Raw genomic sequence first — 21,723 nt, 5'->3', positions numbered from 1 at the left:
CGCGGCGCATGCAGGCCGCGACGAGTCTGAACGTCAGGCGCGTCCGGAAGACTCGCTCAGTCTTCGGCCGCGTGATGCGGCGAGCGAAAGCGCGCAAGAAACTGCCGCGCGCGCGGCGTCTGCGGCGCGTCGAAGAACTGCTCGGGCGGCGCGCTTTCGATCACCTGTCCCGCGTCCATGAACACGACGCGGCTCGCCACCTGCCGCGCGAACTCCATCTCGTGCGTGACGATGACCATGGTCGCGCCTTCCTGCGCGAGCGAGCGCATCACGCTCAGCACTTCGCCGACGAGCATCGGATCGAGCGCGCTGGTGGGTTCGTCGAAGAGCAGGATGTCGGGCTTCATGGCCAGTGCGCGCGCAATGCCCACGCGCTGCTTCTGGCCGCCCGACAGCCGCGACGGATACGCATCCATCTTGGCCGCGAGGCCGACGCGTTCAAGCAGGCGCTCGGCTTCCGCGTGCACTACGTCGCGTGGAAGTCCGAGCACGTGCAACGGCGCTTCCATCACGTTCTGCAGCACCGTCAGATGCGGCCAGAGCGCGAAATGTTGAAACACCATGCCGATGCGCGCGCGCGAACGCGCGAGTTCGGCATCGTTCATCTTGATCGACGAGCCTTCGCGCAGGCCCATGCGCCGGCCGGATACGTGGACCGTGCCGGCATCGGGAATTTCCAGCCAGTTCACGCAGCGCAGCAGCGTGGACTTGCCACAGCCCGACGGTCCCAGCAGGCATACGGTCTCGCCCTTGTGCACGGTGAGCGAGACATCGCGCAGCACGTGATTCTCGCCGAACGACTTCGATATGCCGTTGAGTTGCAGGACCGTAAGCGCCGCCTGGCTCGCCGCGCCGCTCGCGAGGCCGGACGATGCTCCGGCTGCGTCGGTCGCGCGCATGATGGTGACCGGGACGTCGTTCGAAATGTTCATGCTCTGCGTTCCTCGGCAAATCTGGACAGTAATCCGCTGCCGCCTTCGATCACGAGGCATATGGCCCAGTAAAGCAGCACGGCCGTGATGAACGCGGCGAACGGGATGAAATAGGTCGCCTGAATGCCGTTCATCTGATGCGTCAGCTCGCCGACCGCGATCACCGTGAGAAACGCGCTGTCCTTCACGATCTGCACGAGCTGGTTGCCGATCATCGGCAAGGCGACTGTGAAGACCTGAGGCAGGATGATGCGGCGAACCAGGCCGAAGCCGTGAAAGCCGTACGCGCGCGCGGCTTCGATCATCGGCGCGGGCAGGCCGGCCCACGCGCCGCGCAGCAGCTCGGCCATGTAGGCGGTGTTGTAGAGAATCAGCGCGATGGCGCCGGCCCACCAGTTCGACAGGCGAATGCCCGCGCTCGGCAGCCCGAAATAGATCAGATAGACGAACAACAGGAAGGGCGCGCAGCGCATCGCATCGACATACAGCACGGCGATGTGCGCGATGGCCGGGCGCTTCGACATGAGCGCGGGTGCGAGCAGCGCGCCCAGCAGGAGCGACGCGAGTGCGGCGACCGCGAGCAGTCCGAGCGTGTCGAGCAAACCCGAAAGCACGTCCGCGCGCTGCTGCCAGACGATCAGAAAGTGTTCCGTCATGCGCGGGCCTCCACGGGCTGGCGACGCTCGATCACGCGCTGTGCCCGGATCAGCACGAACACGATAAGTCCGTAGAGCACCAGCGCGAACACGAAGGGCGGCAGCGGATCATAGGTGCGCGCGCCCACACGCAAGGCCGCGCGCGTGATTTCGACGATGCCGATGACCGCGACCGCGGGCGTCGACTTGATCTGCAGGGTCATCTCGTTGACGAGACCCGGAAGGCTCGCGCGCCAGAGCTGCGGCAACACGATGCGCCGGAACCGCAGGCTGCGCGGCATCGCGAAGGCGAGGGCGGCATCGTACTGGTCGCGCGGAAAGTTGATCAGCGCGGCGCGCCAGATTTCGCAGTTGAACGCCGCAGTGCTGATGGTTAGCGCGAGGATCGCGGCGGGCGTCGGGTCAAGCGAGATGCCGAACTGCGGCAGCGCGAAGAAGATCAGCAGCGTCAGCGTCACGGCGGGACACGAGCGGATGAGGCTCACGTACGCGAGCACGATGCGGTTGAGATACGGCACGCGCGCCCAGCGGATCAACGCGAGGCCGAGTCCCAGCGGCACGCCGAGCACGATGCTGGCGACCGAGAGAAGCACGGTCTCCAGCGCTCCTTGCGCGATGCTCCAGTAATCGAAGGCGTTCATCGATGCGGGATGATATGGGCGTAAAGGTCAGTTGACCGACTGCGGCATGTCCTTGTAGCTCGCGCCGAGCCACTTCTGCTGGAGCTGGTACATCTCGCCGCTCTTGCGCAGTTCGAGCAAAGCGGCATCGACTATCTTCAGCACGTCGGTATTGCCCTTTTTCACGGCCCACGCGATATAGGTCGGCTTGCCGATCGCCTGGCCGACGACGAACACGTCCGGGCGCGTCTTCACGAGCGAGTTCAGGCTGATCTGCGTATTCGCGACCGCATCGACGCGACCGAGCCCGAGATCCTGATAAGCCTCCGGATACGACTGATACTCGACGATCTGCTTGAGACCGTTGCCGCCGTGCTTCTTTTTCAGTTCCTCGTTGAAGGACTTGAGGTCCGCCAGCATCGCGCTGCCCGTTTCCGCGCCCACGACCTTGCCGACGAGATCGTCGGCGGTCTTGATCGGGGCGCCCTTCTTGGTCGCATACACGGTGACGGCCTCGCAGGTCGGCGACGCGAAGTCGAAGTTCTTCTTGCGCTCTTCGGTGACGAGCACCGCGCTCAATGCCATGTCGTACTTGCCCGTCGTGACGCCGGGCAGGATGCCGGACCACGGCATCACCTGTTGTTTGACGTCGACGCCGAGCTTCTTGCGCATCAGCGCGAGCAGGTCGTTGTCATAGCCCGTGTTCTTGCCGTTCTCGACGAATTCGAACGGGTTGTAGTCGTCCTCGGTCGCGACGCTCAGATAGCCCCGCGCCTTGATTTCCTCCGCGCCCGCTGCATGAGCCGCCTGGCTCAGGCCGAACGTCGCGACGAGCATGAGCGCGCACGAGCGAAGAAGCGTGACGGCGGTGCGCTGTTTCGACTGACGAGCATCGCGACGGGTGAGACAGGCTGACATGAGAGGCCTCTTTGATGTTTGCGATGGCGCGCACGGCGTTCGATGCATGCGCGGTCGCTGGTTGGCGATCGTCGAATGGACGATTCGTTCGAGTACCGATGAAATCGACTTCGGAATATGCAAGTGGTATGCCAACGATCCATCGCGCCGCCATCCCCGACGAACCGGCGTTCATGCGGCACACGAGCCGCCGTATCGAAATATGTGGTGCACCACAGATGTCCTGGCGGCCTCGTCTTCGTGCATGACCGCACCGAGTTGCGACATGGGGCGGCAATCGGTGGTTTGCTTATCCGCGAATTGGTGTTCGCTTGCGGGCTTCGGACTCAGATCGACGCGCGGCAGGCCGTGATGATGCTCAATGACTTGAAGGAGAATCTCGTCGAACGCTCAGGCGGCAGCTATGAAGCTCCTGCCATGCAAGGCGAAGCGCGTGACGGTCGCACGGTGGCGCGTGAGGGCTGCTTTGTGGGCTTTGCGCGCGGTATCCGCAAGAGACCGCTGCGGGTCGAATCGCCCGTTCACTTAGGCGATAGCGCGTTTTCAAAGCGTCGGCATATGCAGATGATGCGGATCGCCCATCATATCGGCGACGCGCCTTAGCGCTTCGCGGCAATCTTCCCGGTTCTGAGGTCCACCGAGACATAACCGCAGCGCATTCGGCGGATTCCCATCTGCGGAAAATGCGGCCCCGGCCACCGCGCCGATGCCTTGATTGCGCAACTGGAGGGCCAATTCCGGCGCACTCCAGTCACACATCGAAGGCACGGGCAGCCACAGATGAAACCCGTGCGGGTCGGCGTCGAACGCGAAGCCTCGAAGCTCGTCCGACGCGATCGCCTGTCTGGCCGATGCCTCCTCGCGAATAGCTTCGAGCACGTCTGAAGCCGTGCCGTCGTTGACCCATTGGGTCGCGAGGAGGACGGTGAAAGGGCTCGGCATGACCGTCGTCGCACGCAATGCTCCCGCGATCCGCTGCGTCTGCCGCAGCGTAGGCGCTTTGAGATATGCCACGCGCAACCCCGCGCCCAGCGTCTTCGATAAGCCGGTCACGTGATACGTCAGTTCGGGCGCGAGTTGCGCGAGCGTGGCGGGCGCGTCGAAAGGCAACATGCCGTAAGGCTCGTCTTCGATGATCGGCACGTTGTAACGCAAGGCCACATCGGCAAGGGCTTCGCGCCGCTGCAGCGTAAGCGTCAATGTGCTCGGGTTCTGCAGCGTGGGATTGCAGTAGAACGCTCCCGGCTTCTCCGTCTTGCACAACGCTTCGAACGCATGCGGCAACGGGCCTTCGTCATCGCGGGGCAAGGCCTGCAAGCGCACGCCTAGTTGCGAAGCAATCGCCTTGATCCCGGGATAAGCGAGCGAATCCAGACAGATGATCTCGCCCGGCCGCGCAAGCTGCGACACCAGCGCAACGAGCGCGCCATGAATGCCCGGACAAACGAGCACGTTATCGACATCGCAATCCGGAACGCGTTTCCGAAGCCATTCGCGTCCCGCCGCGCGATCCGCCGCCGTTCCGCCGAAATCCTGATAACGCAACAACTGAAACGGATCGGCACGCTCCATCAGGCTCGCCGCCGACGCGCGCAGTCGCGCTGCCAACAGCGGTGGTTCGGGCGGCATGTTCATCGACATCTCGACGCCGCCGCCCCCCGCGAGCGGCAACGTCGGCGTCCTGCCGCGCGCGAAGGTTCCGCTACCCGCGCGCGCATCGAGCAGGCCGCGCTTGCGCGCTTCCGCGTACGCACGCGCGACCGTCGTGTAGTTGAGGCCGAGCAGGTCGGCGAGATCGCGCAAACCCGGCAATCGGTCACGTGGCTGCAATCGCCCGGTGGCAAGGTCTTCTTCGATCAGATCGGGAATCGTCAGATAAGCGGGCTTTCTACTCTCCTCGAGCTTTCTGATCCAGTGATGCGCCGGCTGATTCATGACCGCGATGTCCTCGGCGAAGGTTCGATTCACCTTAGCATGACAAATCAATCAAAAGAAAAGAGATCGCATGCGCTGATCGCAGTTGATTGCATTGATCGCATCCATGCACATCGTCAGTGTGCTGCGCACCACGCACAGGCTTTCCTGCGCTGAAAGCGTGCGCGCCTCGCTCGGCAAGGCTCCCGTGCACGACTACGAAAGGCCGTCCGCAACGGCTTGCACGAGAATTTTTCGTGTCGCGCATGCAAGTTTGTTTTGCTTGATTGCAAAGTGATTGCATTTTACGGGCCAATCATTGGCATATCCGTTGCGTTTGAGCGTTCGCCGTCGCGATGAAACATGACGGTATACACGTGAACCCAACATCGGAGAATGCCATGCCCGCAGTCAATCAACCGCTTCACAAGAACGGCGACTTTCTGGTCGACTACGAAGAGAAAGTTTTCGAAGACGTGAAGGCCGAACCTGGCGAGAAAGCACTCGTCACGTTTCATACGGTCGCATTCGAAGGCTCGATCGGCTTCGTGAATCTGCTGCAAGCCACGCGTCTGCAACGCAAGGGATTCGACACCTCCGTGCTGCTCTATGGACCGGGCGTGACGCTCGGCCTGCAACGCGGCTTCCCGACGCTCGGCGACGAAGCGTTCCCCGGCCATCTCAACTTCAACAAGCAGCTTCAGAAGTTCATGGCTGAAGGCGGGAAGGTCTACGCATGCCGCTTCGCATTGCAGGCTCTCTACGGACACGGCGAGGCGTCGCTCATCGAAGGCATTCGTCCGATCAACCCGCTCGATGTGCTCGATCTTCAGTTGCTTCATCGCAAGGAGAACGCGCTCGTTATTCATACGTGGACCGTGTGACGATCATGGCCGATGCCCTGACGACCAAGCGCGTCGTGCGCGCCGCCGCCGTGCAGATCGCGCCGGATTTCGAACGCCCGAACGGCACGCTCGAGCGCGTCTGCACGACCATCGACGAAGCCGCCGCGAAAGGCGTGCAGCTGATCGTGTTTCCCGAGACCTTCGTGCCGTATTACCCGTACTTCTCGTTCGTGCGCGCACCGGTTGCTTCGGGTCCGGATCACATGAAGCTCTACGAACAGGCGGTGGTCGTGCCGGGTCCGGTCACGCAGGCAATCGCGGAACACGCGCGGCTCGCGAACATGGTGGTCGTGCTCGGCGTCAACGAGCGCGATCACGGCAGCCTCTACAACACGCAGCTCATCTTCGACACCGATGGCCGCCTGCTGCTCAAGCGCCGCAAGATCACGCCGACGTTCCACGAACGGATGATCTGGGGACAAGGCGATGCCGCGGGGCTGAAGGTCGCTGAAACGCGCGTTGGCCGCGTCGGCGCGCTGGCTTGCTGGGAGCACTACAACCCGCTCGCGCGGTACGCGCTGATGACGCAGCATGAAGAGATCCATTGCAGCCAGTTTCCCGGCTCGCTGGTCGGCCCGATCTTCGCCGAGCAGATCGAAGTGACGATCCGGCATCACGCGCTGGAGTCGGGTTGCTTCGTCGTCAATGCGACAGGCTGGCTGACCGATGCGCAGATGGAAGCCATTACGCCGGATCCGAACCTGCAACGCGCGCTGCGCGGCGGCTGCAACACGGCGATCGTCTCGCCCGAAGGTCAGCATCTGGCCGAGCCTTTGCGCGAAGGCGAAGGCATGGTGATCGCCGATCTCGACATGTCGCTCATCACCAAGCGCAAACGCATGATGGATTCGGTCGGCCACTACGCGCGGCCCGAGCTGCTGAGTCTCGCGATCAACGACCGACCCGCCACGCCCGTCACTTCTTTCAAGGACACCTACGACGATGAGCGCAAGAGAGAGCCTGCCGGCGTCGAGCCGGCAATTGATGATTGAGCTTCAGTCGAGCGGCCTGCGACTGGTCGATCCGCGCGCGGGTGTGTCGAGCCGGCGCGGCGGCGCGGGACCATCGGATCACAAGGCGGTGACCGTCGATGGCGTGACCATCATGGTGCCCGTGCATACGAGCACTGCCTGGGATTCGCCGTTCGTCGCGGGCCAGCCGGACGCGAGCGGCAACAGCGCGCTGATGCGCAACACGATCCCGATCGCGAGCATCAGCTTTCCGAAGACGCCGCGCTTCTACGCGATGCAGACACTCGACGGCGTGCCTTATTCGCACATAGCGACGCTGCACAGTGCCGACGTCCTCGCGACAACCGTGCTGCAAACCTGCATCCGTTACGAAAGCCGGCGCAAATCGTGCAAGTTCTGCGCGATCGGGCAATCGCTCGCGGCGGGACGCACCATCGCGCGCAAGACACCCGAGCAGCTCGCCGAGGTGGCGCGCGCCGCCGTGTTGCTCGACGGCGTCAAGCACATGGTGCTGACCACCGGCACGCCGCCGACGCCGGATCGCGGCGCGCAGATCCTGTGTGAGAGCGCGTTCGCGATCAGGGCGGCAGTCGATCTGCCGATCCAGGCGCAGTGCGAGCCGCCCGATGACGACCGCTGGTTCGAGCGCATGAAGGCGAGCGGCATCGATACGCTCGGCATGCATCTCGAAGCGGTGACGCCCGCGGTGCGCGACCGCATCATGCCAGGCAAGGCGAGCGTGCCGGTGTCGCGCTACATGGAAGCGTTCGAGGCAGCGGTCGCGGTGTTCGGGCGCGGGCAGGTGAGCACGTACATCCTCGCGGGACTCGGCGACACCGCACAGGCCATCGTCGATATGGCGGGCGATTTGATTGCGCTCGGCGTGTATCCGTTCGTCGTGCCGTTCGTGCCGATCAGCGGCACGCCGCTCGAGGACCATCCCGCACCCACGCCCGACTTCATGCGCTCGGTGCTGGCGCCGATCGGCGCGATGCTCGCGCAGGCGAGCATGCGTTCCGCCGATATCAAGGCGGGCTGCGGCAAATGCGGCGCATGTTCGTCGCTTTCATCGTACGAGGTGTGACCATGTTCGTCGAAGCCATCGTCGGCGATGCGTTCGATCTCGACTACACGCCGGTCGAATACCGCGTGAAGTGGGCAACGCTGCCGTGGGAAGAGGATGAAGCGTACACGCTGCGGCGCGCGGTGTTCTGCATCGAGCAGGGCGTGTTCGTCGGTGACGATCGCGACGAGATCGATGAGCGCGCGCAGTTGCTGGTCGCGCTGAGTTGCGTCGCAGGCATGCCGGAGCAGGTGGTCGGCACCGTGCGCATCCACGAGACGGAGCCGGGCGTGTGGTGCGGCTCGCGGCTCGCGGTGCACGCGGCCTTCCGCTCGCATGGAAAGATCGGCTCGACGCTCATCCGGCTCGCGGTATCGAGCGCGCATGCGCTGGGCTGCGAGACTTTTCTCGCCCATGTGCAGGCGCAGAACGTGCCGCTCTTTCGCCGTCTGCGCTGGGACACGCAGCAGGAGGAAACGCTGTTCGGCCGCCCTCATCATTTGATGCGCGCGCAACTCGACGCGTACCCGCCGTGCCTGACCCCGCAAAGCGGTTTCGTCGCGCTGGCGCGGAGGCTGCCGTGAGCGCGCTCGCCGGACTGGTCGAGCGCCTGCGCGAGAGTCGCGGCTTTCGTCACAAGAACGATATCTCGCATGTGCTTTCGCGTCTTCGTCCGAACGCGCAATCCGTGGCGATCGGCGATGACTGCGCCGCGATTCCCGACGGCGATGGCTATCTGCTCTTCGCGATCGAAGGCATGGTGAGCGACTTCGTTCGCTCGATGCCCTGGTTCGCCGGCTACAGCGGCGTGATGGTGAACGTGAGCGACATCTACGCGATGGGCGGCCGCCCGCTCGCCGTCGTCGATGCGCTGTGGAGCGGCAGCGCACACGCCGCCGGCGAAGTGCTCGCGGGCATGGCGGCGGCATCGGAGGTGTATGGCGTGCCGGTCGTCGGCGGACACAGCAACGTGCGCAGCGACGGCGCGCAACTCGCGGTGGCGATCGTAGGACGGGCGCGCAAGCTTCTGACCAGTTTCGATGCGCGCCCGGGCGATGCGCTCGTGATGGCCGTCGATCTGCGCGGCAGGTTCGAGGAGCCGTATCCGTTCTGGAATGCATCGGTGGGGTCGCCCGAAGGCCGCGCACGCGCCGATTTCGAATTGCTGCCCGCGCTCGCCGAAGAGGGTCTGTGCGATGCCGCAAAGGACATCAGCATGGCGGGCGTGCTTGGGACCGCATTGATGCTGCTCGAATGCTCGAAAGCCGGCGCGCGTATCGACCTCGATGCGTTGCCGCGTCCCGCCGATGTCGGGATCGAACGCTGGCTCACGGCGTTTCCGAGCTTCGGCTTCGTGCTTTCCGTGCGTCGCGAGCATGTCGGCGAGGTGCTGGCCCGTTTCGCCGGGCGCGATCTCGCGAGCGCGGTGATCGGTGAAGTCGATGCCTCGCGCGAAGTGGTCGTGACGCGCGGCAGCGAGGCCGCCTTGCTGTGGAATCTGCGTGAGGAGCCGTTCATATGTGCGCGATGAACACACTGCGCGTCGCGCTGCTCACGCATTCGGTGAACCCGCGCGGCGGTGTCGTGCATACGCTCGAACTCGGGCGCGCATTGCATGAACTTGGTCATGACGTCACGGTGTTCGCGCCGGCGCGCGCGGGCGAGTCGATGTTCCGCGCATCGCCGTGCCGCATCGTGCTGGCGCGAATCGAAGGCGCGCAGCAAGGTCTGGCGGGCATGGTCGGCGAGCGCATGAACGCATTGAAGCGGACGCTCGCGGACCAGGGCACCGGTCTCTTCGATGTGATGCACGCGCAGGACAGCATCGGCGGCAATGCGCTGGCGGACCTGAAGGAACAAGGGGCGATTCGCGGTTTCATTCGCACGGTGCATCATCTCGACCATTTCGACGATGCGCGGCTCGCGCACTGGCAAACCCGCGCATGGCGCGATGCCGATGCCGTGCTGTGCGTGAGCGAAGCCTGGACGCACACGATGCGTTCGACCTGCGGCATCGCGGCGCATACGGTCACCAACGGCATCGACCGCGCGCGCTTCGGGGCATCGGCGGATGGCGAAACAGCGGCGTTGCGCGAGCGCTTCGGTCTCGGCGCGGGACCGGTCGTGCTGGCGGTGGGCGGCATAGAGGCGCGCAAGAATACCTCGATGCTGCTCGAAGCGTTCGCATTCTTGCGCCGCCGGCGGCCCGGCGCGCAACTCGTGCTCGCGGGCGGCGCAAGTCTGCTCGATCACGACGTCTATACGCGCGGCTTTCTCGCACGCGCCGCCGAACTGCGACTGGACGTGAGCGGCAAAGGCACGCCGGTCGTCGTCACCGGCGCGCTGCCCGATGCATCGATGCCCGCGCTTTATCGCCTGGCCGGTGTCGTCTCGATGATCTCGCTGCGCGAAGGCTTCGGCCTCGTGGTGCTGGAGGCGCTGGCGAGCGGGCGTGCGGTCGTGGTGTCGCACATCGCGCCGTTCACCGAATATCTCGACGATAAAGCGTGCCTCTTCGCCGATCCGCACGACGCGCAAGCCATTGCCGCGGCACTCGACACGGCGCTCGAGGGCAGGAGCGGCATCGACTTCCTTCACGCCGTGCCCGCGCTGCTGCGGCGCTTCACCTGGCGGGCAAGCGCCGTGCGTCATCTCGACATCTATGGCAGGTGGCTCGCGCGCGCGCCGCTTGCGCTCAACCCATAACGGAGGCTTGCACATGCCTGTCATGCACTTTCGAATTCGCTGGCCGGACGGCGTCGAGGCGAACTGCTATTCGCCCTCTACGGTCGTCAGCGAATATTTCGCGGTGGGCGAAAGCTATGCCGTCGGCGACTTCGTCGCGCGCTCGCGCGAGGCGCTCAACATCGGCTCGCAGCGCGTGCGCGAGAAGTACGGCTTCGCGTGCTCCGCGGCGCTCGATCAGCTTGCACGTATCGAAGACGATGCGGGACGGTTTGCCGATGCGCACGATGCGCGCGTGACCGTGCTCGCGCTCGATTGACCCATTTGTCGAAGAGGAAGCGGATATGTCGAACATCGAATCCACTCAGGCAGCGCCGGAACATCTCGGCGTGATCGTCATCGGCGGCGGGCAGGCCGGGCTCTCGGTCAGCTACTTTCTGCAACAGGCGAATATCGGGCATCTCGTGCTCGAAAAGCACAGTCTCACGCACACGTGGCGCACACAGCGCTGGGACACGTTCTGTCTCGTGACGCCCAACTGGCAATGCGCGCTGCCGGGCCATCCATACGATGGCCCGGACCCGCACGGCTTCATGAAGAAGGACGAGATCATCGCCTATCTCGATGCGTTCATCGCCAAGGTGAACGCGCCGGTGCTCGAAGGCGCGGCTGTCACGCGGGTAACGCGCAACGCCGGTGGCGGCTACATCGTCCAAAGCACGCGCGGGACGTATACGGCCGATCAGGTGGTCGTCGCGTCGGGCGGCTATCACACGCCGATCGTGCCGCGCATGGCGGAGCGCCTGCCGCAGAGCATCGTGCAGGTGCAGTCGTCGGAATACCGCAACGCCGACGCGCTGCCACCCGGCGCGGTGCTCGTCGTCGGCTCGGGGCAGTCCGGCGCGCAGATCGCGGAAGATCTGCACCTGGCGGGCCGCAAGGTGCATCTCGCGGTCGGGGAGGCGCCGCGTTGCGCGCGCTTTTATCGGGGCCGCGACGTCGTCGACTGGCTGGCCGACATGCGCTACTACGACATGCCGGTGACCGATCATCCGCTGCGCGAAGGCGTGCGCGACAACACCAATCACTATGTGACGGGCCGCGACGGCGGACGCGATATCGACCTGCGCCGCTTCGCGTCCGAAGGCATGGAACTGTTCGGGCGGCTGGAGGACTTCCGCGATGGAAAACTGCGTTTTGCGCCGAACCTGCGCGCCAACCTCGACGATGCGGACGACACGTACAACCGCATCAACGCGAGCATCGACGGTTTCATCGAGAAGCATGGTATCGATGCGCCGGCTGCCGCGCGGTATGAGCCGCTGTGGCATCCGCCGGCTGAACGCGCGGAACTCGATCTGCAGGCGAGCGGCATCACGTCTATCGTGTGGTGCATCGGCTTCACGCCGGACTTCGCCTGGCTCGACGCCCCAGTGTTCAACGGGCGCGGATATCCGGCTCACGTGCGCGGCGTGACGGCCGTTCCGGGCATTTATTTCGTCGGCCTCCCGTGGCTGCATACGTGGGGCTCGGGACGCTTCTCCGGCGTCGCGCGCGACGCGCAGTACGTCGTCGACGCGATCTGCGCGCAGCGCTCGAACGTGCCCGATCATGTGTCGATTGCGTGTGCGTGAAGAAGCATGACGCCTCCTTACGACGACACTTACCGCGCCGGCATGCCGCAACTCAACTACGCCGGCCTGTCCGAAAACTGGCTGCTCAAGGAATGCGGCGACCGGCACTGGGGCGCACTCGCGCAAGCCACCGGCAGCGACTTCGTCGCCGATGAAGGCACGCGCGCCTATGCCGCGTTCACGTCGATCCGGCTGCGCGCGCACGGCATGCACGAGGTGCGCGAGAACGACGCGTTCCGCATTCGCACGGAGCTTGCGCGGATCGGCGCGGCGCGGCATATCAGCGAGCATCGCGTGGAGCGTGAACATGGCGCGATCGCCTCGCTGTCGATGATGTCCACCTTCGTGCGGCGAACCGAGGCGCGTAACAACCGCTCGGTCGCGCGCGCGAGCTTTGCGAAAATGAAGGGCGACATCGCGCCGATGAACGCGGCGATCACCGACATACAGGACGCCGCGCGCCAACTGCGCCTGTGCGAAGCGGGGCCGCGCCTCGTGGAAATGGGCCTGCGCGCGGAAGACTGCGCGCCGGTCGAGTTTCTGCCGTGCCCTTACAACGATTTCAATGGCGCGCACTTCCTCTACTTCGCAAGCTTCCAGGGCTTTGTCGATCGCGCGGAATGGCAGACCTGGCGTCTCGCGGATACCCCCGCGCTCGTCTCGCGCGAACTGCATTATCACGGCAACATCGACGTCGGCGAGAGCCTGCGCCTGACGTTTCGGCGCGCCTTCGTCGACGAGACACGCGTGGCGCACTGGTGCGAGATCGAACGCACGAGCGACGGCAGGAAGATCGCCGACGTCCTCACGCACAAGGCCCGGAGGCGCGCATGAGCCGTCCGCGACGCGTTCCATTGAAGCCGCTTTACACTTCGGCGGATCTTGACCGCATCGAGCATCTCGGTTCGCAACCCGGCGCGCAACCATTCGTGCGCGGACCGTATGCCTCCATGTACACGGCGAAACCCTGGACCATTCGCCAGTACGCCGGTTATGCGGACGCCGCAGATTCGAATCTCGCGTTTCGCAAGGCGCTCGCACACGGGGCGCAAGGCCTGTCTGTGGCCTTCGATCTGCCGACGCAGCTCGGCTACGATTCCACCGATCGCGAAGCATGCCCGGACGTCGGCCTCGCAGGCGTGGCGATCGATACTGTCGACGACATGGCGCGTCTCTTCGAAGGCATCGCGCTCGATCGCGTGTCCGTCTCGATGACGATGAACGGCGCAGTGCTGCCGGTACTCGCCGCTTTCATCGTCGCGGCCGAAGAGCGCGGCATCGCGATGGATTCGCTCTCGGGCACGGTGCAGAACGACATCCTCAAGGAGTTCATGGTGCGCAATGCCTACGTGTTCGCGCCGGAACCGTCGATGCGCATCGTCGCGGATGTCGCGCAGTTTCTGAACGAACACATGCCGCGCTTCAAGGCGCTTTCCGTGTCGGGCTATCACTTTCAGGAAGCGGGCGCGGATGCATCGCTCGAACTTGCGCTCACGTTCGCGAATGCCCGCGAATATCTTCGCGCGTTGCGTGCGCGCGGCCTGGAGGCCAATGCCGTTTGCGAGCAACTGAGCTTTTTCTTCGGCGCCGGAACGGACTTTTATACAGAGATCGCGAAACTGCGCGCGGCGCGCTTGCTGTGGTCGAGAATCGCGGCCGAAGAGGGTGCGAGCACGCCGAAAGGCCGTGCGCTACGCATGCACTGCCAGACTTCGGGCTGGTCGCTCAGCCCGACGCGCACGCATAACAACATCGTGCGTACGACCGTCGAGGCGATGGCGGCCGTGTTCGGCGGAACGCAGTCGCTGCACACGAATGCGCATGACGAGGCGCTCGCGCTGCCATCCGCATCGGCTTCGCAACTCGCGCGCGACACGCAACTCATCCTTCAGCACGAAATGGGCTTGTGCGACGTGATCGATCCGTGGGCCGGCTCGTACATGATGGAATCGCTGACGGCGGATCTTGCCGGGCGGGCGCGCGACATGATCGACGCAATCGAGGCGGGCGGCGGCGCGCGCGAGGCGATTCGCACGGGCTGGGTTCAGCAGCAGATTCGAGCAAGCGCGGCGGCGACGCAGGCGCGCATCGATGCGGGGAAACAGGTGATCGTCGGCACCAACGCCTTTCCGGCAATCGAGGCAGATGATGATGCTCCCGAATGTGTCGCAATCGATGGGGAACGTGTGCGCGTGCAACAGTCGCGCAGAATTTCCGACGTCAAGCGCCGACGCGACGAGTATCGGGTGAGCACGACGCTCTCGGCATTGACTCGCGCCGCACACGACGATGCCGCAAACCTGCTTGCACTGACAATCGATTGCATGCGCGCACGGGCGACGGTGGGTGAATGCACGCGTGCCCTTGAAGCAGTTTGGCCGCGCCATGTGCAGGCATCCGGCGTTGTGTCGAATGCGTATGGAACACGATGTGGAGAGGACGAGGCATGGCATGCGGTGAGGGCACAGGTAGCGCGTCTCGCGAAAAAGCTAGGCAGAAGACCACGCCTGCTGATGGCAAAACTCGGACTCGACGGACACGATCGCGGCGCGAACGTGGTGTCGGCGGCGCTGAAGGACGCGGGCTTCGATGTAGCGATGAGCGGCCTGTTTGCTTCGCCGACGCGTGCAGCGAGGATTGCCGGGAAAGAAGGATGCGACGTGATCGGTATTTCGTCGCTCGCGGGAGCGCATGGAAGTCTCGTCCTTCAATTCATGCGCGAGCTTGGAGAAATAGACGTATGTGCGCCGGTAGTCGTCGGCGGGATCGTGCCAGATCAAGACGCGCTTTCTCTGCGGAACATAGGCGTGGCAGAAATCTTCGGACCGGGGACAACCGTACACGAGATCGTCGAGCGGCTTGTGCGGCTGATTGAAACGAGCCGCCTCGGTGGGTTGACCCGGCGCGTGCCAGAACGCACGCGAGTCCTCGAATAAGGGTACCGTCTGTACGCTTGATGGATCTTGTCCGAAGATCACGCCTCGCTCATTGCCGTGGACCTGACCCAGACGGTTTCTCGCGACCTCTTGCGTCCTGCTTCACGAGCCATCAGTTTTGTTTATCGACATATCGCTGGTAGTAGGCGGCCGCACGCCTCGCTGCGGCCGTCCCACCGGGCTTTCCACGCGTCAGAACCCTATCCGCAAAAGCAAGATGGTGGTTTACGCGTAGTACCAGCCACGCTGCCTTCATCGCTACCCTTCGGGCTTACGCATTCTGAAGGAGTAGCGCACATGGCACGGATCATCGGAGGCATTGCCGCCTCGCACACACCGACTATCGGTTTCGCGTTCGACAAGAACAAACGCGACGATCCCGTCTGGGCGCCGATCTTCGAGAACTTCGCGCCGCTCACGAACTGGCTCGCGGAGAAGCAGCCCGATGTCATCGTCACGATCTACAACGACCACGTCACGTCATTCTTCTTCGATCACTACTCCGCATTCGCACTCGGCGTAGGACCGCAATGGCGCGTTGCGGACGAAGGCGGCGGCGCACGCGACCTGCCGCCGATCAAGGGTCATCCGGCGCTTGCCGCGCACATCGGCACGTCGCTGATGTCCGACGAATTCGACATGTCGTTCTTCCAGAACAAGGCGCTCGATCACGGCTGCTTCTCGCCGCTTTCGATGCTGTGCCCGCACGAACCCGAATGGCCGGTGAAGCTCGTGCCGCTGCAAATGGGCGTGCTGCAATTGCCCGTGCCGAGCGCGCGCCGCTTCTACAAGCTGGGTCAGGCGCTGCGCCGCGCGATCGAAAGTTATCCGGAGGACATCAAGGTCGCGATTCTCGCGACGGGCGGTCTTTCGCATCAGGTACACGGCGAACGCGCGGGCTTCAATAACACGGCATGGGACGCGCGCTTTCTCGATCTCTTCGAGCGCGATCCCGAACAACTCGCGGACATGACCATCGCCGAATATGCGGCGCTCGGCGGCTACGAAGGCGCCGAAGTCATCATGTGGCTCACGATGCGCGGCGCGTTGTCGTCGAATGTCGTGTGCAAGCATCGCAGCTATTACCTGCCGTCGATGGCGGGCATCGCGACCGCGATCTATGAAGGCGAGGATAGCGAGATCAAGCCGGCGATCATCGAGCGTCATCGTCAGAAGATGGCGGTGCAGCTCACCGTTGTCGAGAACCTCGAAGGCACCTATCCGTTCTCGATCGAAACCGCCGTGCGCGCGTATCGCATCAACGACTATCTGCATCGCATGGTCGAGCCCGCGCATCGCGAGGCATTCAGGCAAGACGAGGAAGCGAGCTTCGAGGCGGCCGGTCTCAGCGAAGAGGAGCGGGACCTCATTCGCCGGCGCGACTGGCGCGGCCTGCTTCATTACGGCGTGATTTTCTTCATGCTGGAGAAGCTCGGCGCGGTGACCGGCGTGTCGAACCTGCACATCTACGCCGCGATGCGCGGCGAAACACTCGAAGCATTTCAGAAGACCCGCAATGCGCCCGGTGCACTGTACTCGGTCGCGGGCAAGGGCGCGGGCAAGCTCGACTGGGACAAGGCCGGGAAGGCCAAAGACTAAGCAGGCAACGGGGACGGGAGACACATATGACTATCGGTAAAACCATCGACATCAAGGGCTTCATCGACGAACGCCCGATTTCCGCCTACCAGTGGCTGCTGGTGGCGCTGTGCTTTCTGATCGTGACGGCCGACGGCATGGATGTCGCGATCATGGGCTTCGTCGCGCCTTCGATCATCGCGGACTGGCACATCTCGCGGCCCGCGTTCGGCCTCGTGATGAGCGCGGCGCCCATTGGTCTCGTGATCGGCGCGCTCGCGGCAGGCCCGGCGTCGGATCGCATCGGACGCAAGTGGGTTCTGATTGCGTCGGTGTTTCTCTTCGGCGTGTTCACGATCGCCACCGCGTTCACGAATTCGCCTTCGAGCATGGCCTTGCTGCGCGTGCTGACCGGCATCGGCCTCGGCGCCGCGATGCCCAATACGACGACGCTGCTCTCCGAGTACGCGCCGCAACGCAAGCGCGCGCTACTGATCACGATCATGTTCACGGGCTTCAATCTCGGCTCGGCGCTGATCGGCTTCCTCGCCGGCGCCTTGATTCCGGTGCACGGCTGGCGCTCCGTGCTGATCTGTGGCGGCGCGCTGCCGCTCGTGCTGATTCCGCTGCAAATCTGGCTGCTGCCCGAATCGGCGCGTCTGCTCGCGGTGCGCGGCGCGAGCTCGGCACGCATCGGCAAGGTGCTCGGCCGCGTATGCGGCGCGCGCTTCGACGGCACGGAGACGTTCGTATCGAACGAGCCGCCGCTGCCGACGAAGAAGCCCATCGGCGTGTTGTTTTCGCATGGCTACGGCCTGATGACGGCCGCGCTGTGGGCGACCTATTTCATGGGCCTGCTCGTGATCTACCTGCTCACCGGCTGGCTGCCGACGCTGATGAAGGACGCGGGGCTCACGGTATCGTCGGCGGCGAACATCACGGCGATGTTCCAGATCGGCGGCACGATCGGCGCGATCATCGTCGGGTGGATCATGGACAAGGTGCGCCCGGCGCCCGTCATCAGCGCGGCGTATCTCGGCGGCGCGGTCTGCGTGCTCGGGCTCGCCTGGATCGGCGCGTTGTCGTCGTCGCTGGCCGTGCTCGTGTTCGCAGCGGGCTTTTGCATGAGCGGCGCGCAAACGGGCCTCAACGCGTTCGCGCCGAGCCGTTATCCGACGGTTGCGCGTGCCACCGGCGTGAGCTGGATGCTCGGCATGGGCCGCTTCGGCAGCATCTTCGGCTCCGCGTTCGGCGGCGCGCTGCTCGGCCTCGGCTGGGAGTTCGGCGCGATCCTCGCGATCCTTGCCGTGCCCGCGACGCTCGCCGCGATTTCGATACTCGTCGCGCAACGCACGCATGCCGACGAAGCGCACGCACAAACCAAAGCAGCACATTAGTACCTGGAGTGACGCATGATCATCGACATTCACGGCCACTACACGACCGCGCCGAAGGCGCTGGAAGCGTGGCGCAACCGGCAGATAGCCGGCATCGAGAATCCTTCGGCGATGCCGGCCGCATCGGAGCTGCATATCAGCGACGATGAACTGCGCGAATCCATCGAAGCGAATCAGCTTCGACTGATGCGCGAACGCGGCCTCGATCTCACCGTGTTCAGCCCGCGCGCGAGCTTCATGGCGCATCACATCGGCGACTTCGAAGTGTCGAGCACGTGGGCCGCGATCTGCAACGAGCTGTGCTATCGCGTGAGCGAGCTGTTTCCGGACAGCTTCATTCCGGCGGCGATGCTGCCGCAGAGTCCGGGCGTCGATGTCTCGACGTGCATCCCCGAGCTCGTGAAGTGCGTCGAGCAATACGGCAATGTCGCGATCAACCTGAATCCGGACCCGTCGGGCGGCCACTGGACGAGCCCGCCGCTCTCGGATCGCTACTGGTATCCGATCTACGAAAAGATGGTCGAGTACGACGTCCCCGCGATGATTCACGTGAGCACAAGCTGCAACGCGTGTTTCCATACGACGGGCGCGCATTACCTCAATGCGGACACCACCGCGTTCATGCAGTGCCTCACGTCCGATCTGTTCCGCGATTTCCCGACGCTCAAGTTTGTGATTCCGCACGGCGGCGGCGCGGTGCCGTATCACTGGGGACGTTTCCGGGGTCTCGCGCAGGAGCTGAAAAAACCCTTGCTGAAGGATCATTTGCTGAACAACGTGTTCTTCGATACGTGCGTCTATCACCAACCGGGCATCGACTTGCTGACGCGCGTGATCCCCGTCGACAACATTCTGTTCGCAAGCGAGATGATCGGCGCGGTGCGTGGCATCGATCCTGAAACGGGGCATTATTTCGACGATACGAAGCGCTATGTCGAGGCTGCGCACATCGAGCCCGACGCGCGCTACAAGATCTACGAAGGCAACGCGCGCCGCGTGTATCCGCGCCTCGATGCGGCGCTCAAGGCAAAGGGACGCTGACATGTACGAACTGGGTGTGGTGTATCGCAACATCGGTCGCGCGAACGCGGATGCGGCGGAAAAGCTCGGCCCGCTCGGCGCGGCGACCGTGCACGAAGCAATGGGCCGTGTCGGCCTGATGAAGACCTACATGCGGCCGATCTACGCGGGCGCGCAGGCGAGCGGCACGGCCGTCACCGTGCTGCTGCAACCGGGCGACAACTGGATGCTCCATGTCGCCGCCGAGCAGATTCAGCCGGGCGATATCGTCGTGGCTGCCTGCACGACCGATAACACCGATGGTTTCTTCGGCGATCTGCTCGCCACGAGCTTCAAGGCGCGCGGCGCGCGGGCGCTCATCATCGACGGTGGCGTGCGCGATGTGCGTGTGCTGACCGGGATGAACTTCCCGGTCTGGAGCCGCGCGATTTCGGCGAAAGGCACGGTGAAGGCGACGCTCGGCTCGGTGAACATTCCCGTCGTGTGCGCGGGCGCATGGGTGAACCCGGGTGATGTGATCGTCGCGGATGACGACGGCGTCGTCGTCGTGCCATCCGCATCGGCGCAGCAGGTGCTCGACAAGGCCGTCGCGCGCGAGGCGCTCGAAGAAGAGAAGCGCGCGAAGCTCGCAAGCGGCGTGCTCGGCCTCGACATGTACGCCATGCGCGAACCGCTGGAAAAAGCGGGGCTGCGCTATATCGATTGATGACCATGAGCATCACCGCTATCTCTTCGATGGCGACGCGCCAGGTGCTCGATGCGCTTGCCTCGACATTCGAAGCGCAGACGGGGCAGCGCATCGCGATCGAATCGGTGGGCGGCGTCGCGGCGTTAAAGCGAATCGAGGAAGGCGAGGCGTTCGATATCGTCGTGCTCGCTTCGGACGCGATCGACCGGCTCGCGGCGGCGGCGCGTATCGATGCAACGAGCCGCGTGCGCATCGCGCGCTCGGGCGTGGCCATCGCGGTGGCGTCGGGCTTGCCGCGTCCCTCCATCGACGATGAGGCGGCCGTGCGCGAGGCGGTGCTCGCGGCGCGCAGCATCGGATATTCGACGGGGCCGAGCGGCGTTTATCTCATGCGTCTGTTCGAGCGCTGGGGCATTGCGGAACGCATCGCGTCGCGCATCGTGCAGGCGCCGCCGGGCGTCGCGGTGGGCGCGCTCATCGCGCGTGGCGAGGTTGAACTGGGCTTTCAGCAGATGAGCGAGATGACCGGCCTCGAAGGTATCGACGTGCTCGGCATGTTGCCGCCTGCGATTCAGACTCTCACGGTGTTCGAAGGCGCGATATGCGCGAACGCGAATGCGCCGCAACTGGCTCGCGCGTTCCTTGCGTTTCTCGGTTCGTCCAACGCCGATAGCGCGAAGGTACGGCACGGCATGGAGCCTTGCTAACAAGACTGATTGCACGCCGCGGAACAGGCGCGGGAACGCCTGGGCGTTCCCGCGATGAAGGCCGATACGGAAAAAGAAGCGCCGGCGCCAGTCAATGTCCCCAGCGCAGCACGAGCGGATCGAGCTTGCGCGCGACTTTCAACAGCCCTTCGCGCACGGCGGGATGCATCGGCGCGAGCGGATGACGCACCGCATCCGAGCGAATGACGCCGCCTTCCTTCATCAGGGTCTTGCATGCGGCGAGACCGCATTGCCGGTTCTCGTAGTTGATGAGCGGAAGCCATTGCTGATACAGGTCGGCGGCTCGGTCGGTGTCGCCCGCGAAGTAAGCATCGACGATCTTGCGAATGCCGTCCGGGTAGCCGCCGCCCGTCATCGCGCCCGTGGCGCCCGCATCGAAGTCGGGGATCAGCGTGATCGCTTCTTCTCCGTCCCACGGACCGACGATCGCATCGCCGCCCAACCCGATCAGTTCGCGCAGCTTCGAGGCGGCCTGCGCCGTTTCGATCTTGAAGTACGACACATGCTCGACGTCGCGCGCGAGCTTCGCGAGAAACGATGCAGAGAGCGGCGTGCCCGCGACGGGCGCGTCCTGAATCATGATAGGAATGTCGATCGCATTCGATACTTCGCGATAGAACTCGTGAATGCCGCGCTCTCCGACGCGAATCGTCGCGCCATGATACGGCGGCATGATCATGACCATCGCAGCGCCCGCGTCTTGCGCTGCGCGGCTGCGCTCGGCGCACACGCGCGAGCTGAAATGCGTCGTCGTGACGATGACGGGCACGCGCCCGGCGACATGTTCGAGCACGGTGCGCTGCACCGTATCGCGCTCGGCATCGGACAGTGCGAATTGCTCGGAGAAGTTCGCGAGTATGCACACGCCGTGCGAACCGGCGTCGATCATGAAATCGATCGCGCGTTTCTGGCCTTCGAGATCGAGGCCGCCTTGATCGTCGAAAATGGTCGGGGCGACGGGGAAAACGCCGCGATAAACAGGTGCAGCCATTGAAGTGTGTCTCCTTTGATTGGTTCAGATCCGCTACAGCGTCGCGTTATCGAAGGATAGCGCGAGGCGTTCTTCCCGCGCGCGATG

At 64.3% G+C, this 21,723-nt stretch carries 21 protein-coding genes and 1 pseudogene; 16 read left to right on the top strand and 6 right to left on the bottom strand.

What is annotated here, in order from left to right; translation table 11 throughout:
* Positions 1–56: 56 nt before the first annotated feature.
* Genes NCR38_RS24545 through NCR38_RS24530 form a run of 4 tightly spaced genes read right to left on the bottom strand, consistent with a single transcriptional unit; the run spans position 57 to position 3,126 of the window.
* Complete coding sequence (locus NCR38_RS24545; RefSeq protein ID WP_061119145.1) at positions 57–932, bottom strand: amino acid ABC transporter ATP-binding protein; 876 nt, start codon at positions 930–932, stop codon at positions 57–59.
* Positions 929–1,588, bottom strand: a complete 660-nt coding sequence (locus NCR38_RS24540) for an amino acid ABC transporter permease (RefSeq protein ID WP_061119144.1) — start codon at positions 1,586–1,588, stop codon at positions 929–931. The genes NCR38_RS24545 and NCR38_RS24540 overlap by 4 nt, the downstream gene beginning before the upstream one ends.
* The gene (locus NCR38_RS24535; protein WP_061119143.1) at positions 1,585–2,229 is read right to left on the bottom strand and encodes an amino acid ABC transporter permease; all 645 of its coding nucleotides are present in this window, start codon (positions 2,227–2,229) and stop codon (positions 1,585–1,587) included. The genes NCR38_RS24540 and NCR38_RS24535 overlap by 4 nt, the downstream gene beginning before the upstream one ends.
* A 27-nt stretch (positions 2,230–2,256) precedes the next feature.
* On the bottom strand, positions 2,257–3,126 hold the full coding sequence (locus NCR38_RS24530; RefSeq protein WP_061119142.1) for a transporter substrate-binding domain-containing protein: 870 nt from the start codon (positions 3,124–3,126) through the stop codon (positions 2,257–2,259).
* 333 nt (positions 3,127–3,459) lie between these two features.
* Here NCR38_RS24530 and NCR38_RS24525 point away from each other — a divergent pair.
* Positions 3,460–3,615, top strand: a pseudogene (locus NCR38_RS24525) (2,4-dienoyl-CoA reductase); the annotation flags it as partial.
* Positions 3,616–3,669: 54 nt separating this feature from the next.
* On the opposite strand, the gene NCR38_RS24520 reads toward NCR38_RS24525, so the two are convergent.
* Positions 3,670–5,061, bottom strand: a complete 1,392-nt coding sequence (locus NCR38_RS24520; protein WP_250477730.1) for a PLP-dependent aminotransferase family protein — start codon at positions 5,059–5,061, stop codon at positions 3,670–3,672.
* Positions 5,062–5,441: 380 nt separating this feature from the next.
* Here NCR38_RS24520 and NCR38_RS24515 point away from each other — a divergent pair, with 380 nt between their 5' ends.
* From NCR38_RS24515 to NCR38_RS24445, 15 genes are all read left to right on the top strand, one after another.
* On the top strand, positions 5,442–5,924 hold the full coding sequence (locus tag NCR38_RS24515) for an MSMEG_0572/Sll0783 family nitrogen starvation response protein (protein WP_061119141.1): 483 nt from the start codon (positions 5,442–5,444) through the stop codon (positions 5,922–5,924).
* 5 nt (positions 5,925–5,929) lie between these two features.
* Positions 5,930–6,937, top strand: a complete 1,008-nt coding sequence (locus NCR38_RS24510) for a Nit6803 family nitrilase (RefSeq protein ID WP_250477729.1) — start codon at positions 5,930–5,932, stop codon at positions 6,935–6,937.
* Positions 6,930–8,000 carry an MSMEG_0568 family radical SAM protein gene (locus NCR38_RS24505; protein ID WP_061119140.1) on the top strand — a complete coding sequence of 357 codons (1,071 nt, stop codon included), beginning with the start codon at positions 6,930–6,932 and terminating at the stop codon, positions 7,998–8,000. The genes NCR38_RS24510 and NCR38_RS24505 overlap by 8 nt, the downstream gene beginning before the upstream one ends.
* Before the next feature lie 2 nt (positions 8,001–8,002).
* Positions 8,003–8,563, top strand: coding sequence for an MSMEG_0567/Sll0786 family nitrogen starvation N-acetyltransferase (locus NCR38_RS24500; protein WP_061119139.1), 561 nt, complete (start codon positions 8,003–8,005; stop codon positions 8,561–8,563).
* Positions 8,560–9,510: a sll0787 family AIR synthase-like protein gene (locus NCR38_RS24495; RefSeq protein WP_061119138.1), complete on the top strand. Its 951-nt coding sequence runs from the start codon at positions 8,560–8,562 to the stop codon at positions 9,508–9,510. Before NCR38_RS24500 ends, NCR38_RS24495 begins: the two co-directional genes overlap by 4 nt.
* Positions 9,498–10,685, top strand: a complete 1,188-nt coding sequence (locus NCR38_RS24490; protein ID WP_409219305.1) for an MSMEG_0565 family glycosyltransferase — start codon at positions 9,498–9,500, stop codon at positions 10,683–10,685. The genes NCR38_RS24495 and NCR38_RS24490 overlap by 13 nt, the downstream gene beginning before the upstream one ends.
* A 13-nt stretch (positions 10,686–10,698) precedes the next feature.
* The gene (locus NCR38_RS24485) at positions 10,699–10,983 is read left to right on the top strand and encodes an MSMEG_0570 family nitrogen starvation response protein (protein WP_061119137.1); all 285 of its coding nucleotides are present in this window, start codon (positions 10,699–10,701) and stop codon (positions 10,981–10,983) included.
* A 25-nt stretch (positions 10,984–11,008) separates the two neighbouring features.
* Positions 11,009–12,298: an MSMEG_0569 family flavin-dependent oxidoreductase gene (locus tag NCR38_RS24480; protein WP_061119136.1), complete on the top strand. Its 1,290-nt coding sequence runs from the start codon at positions 11,009–11,011 to the stop codon at positions 12,296–12,298.
* A gap of 6 nt (positions 12,299–12,304) precedes the next feature.
* Entirely contained in the window at positions 12,305–13,132 is an 828-nt protein-coding gene (locus NCR38_RS24475; protein WP_061119135.1) for a Pnap_2097 family protein, read from the top strand.
* On the top strand, positions 13,129–15,234 hold the full coding sequence (gene scpA, locus NCR38_RS24470; protein WP_061119134.1) for a methylmalonyl-CoA mutase: 2,106 nt from the start codon (positions 13,129–13,131) through the stop codon (positions 15,232–15,234). Before NCR38_RS24475 ends, scpA begins: the two co-directional genes overlap by 4 nt.
* Before the next feature lie 297 nt (positions 15,235–15,531).
* Positions 15,532–16,833, top strand: a complete 1,302-nt coding sequence (locus NCR38_RS24465; RefSeq protein ID WP_061119133.1) for a gallate dioxygenase — start codon at positions 15,532–15,534, stop codon at positions 16,831–16,833.
* 26 nt (positions 16,834–16,859) lie between these two features.
* Positions 16,860–18,209 carry an aromatic acid/H+ symport family MFS transporter gene (locus tag NCR38_RS24460; protein ID WP_061119132.1) on the top strand — a complete coding sequence of 450 codons (1,350 nt, stop codon included), beginning with the start codon at positions 16,860–16,862 and terminating at the stop codon, positions 18,207–18,209.
* A 15-nt stretch (positions 18,210–18,224) separates the two neighbouring features.
* Positions 18,225–19,250 carry an amidohydrolase family protein gene (locus NCR38_RS24455; RefSeq protein WP_061119131.1) on the top strand — a complete coding sequence of 342 codons (1,026 nt, stop codon included), beginning with the start codon at positions 18,225–18,227 and terminating at the stop codon, positions 19,248–19,250.
* A gap of 1 nt (position 19,251) precedes the next feature.
* Positions 19,252–19,935 (top strand): 4-carboxy-4-hydroxy-2-oxoadipate aldolase/oxaloacetate decarboxylase, encoded by a 684-nt coding sequence (gene ligK, locus NCR38_RS24450; RefSeq protein ID WP_061119130.1) that lies wholly within the window; start codon positions 19,252–19,254, stop codon positions 19,933–19,935.
* Positions 19,936–19,940: 5 nt separating this feature from the next.
* Positions 19,941–20,624 (top strand): substrate-binding domain-containing protein, encoded by a 684-nt coding sequence (locus tag NCR38_RS24445; protein ID WP_250477728.1) that lies wholly within the window; start codon positions 19,941–19,943, stop codon positions 20,622–20,624.
* Between the two features lie 91 nt (positions 20,625–20,715).
* Here the strand turns inward: NCR38_RS24445 and NCR38_RS24440 are convergent, their stop codons facing one another.
* On the bottom strand, positions 20,716–21,636 hold the full coding sequence (locus NCR38_RS24440) for a dihydrodipicolinate synthase family protein (protein WP_061119129.1): 921 nt from the start codon (positions 21,634–21,636) through the stop codon (positions 20,716–20,718).
* Between the last annotated feature and the right edge of the window lie 87 nt (positions 21,637–21,723).

This window comes from Caballeronia sp. INML1, from assembly GCF_023631085.1.
Taxonomy (GTDB): domain Bacteria; phylum Pseudomonadota; class Gammaproteobacteria; order Burkholderiales; family Burkholderiaceae; genus Caballeronia; species Caballeronia turbans.
Note: the sequence above shows the minus strand (reverse complement) of the source record. Positions and strands in the feature narration are given on the sequence as shown.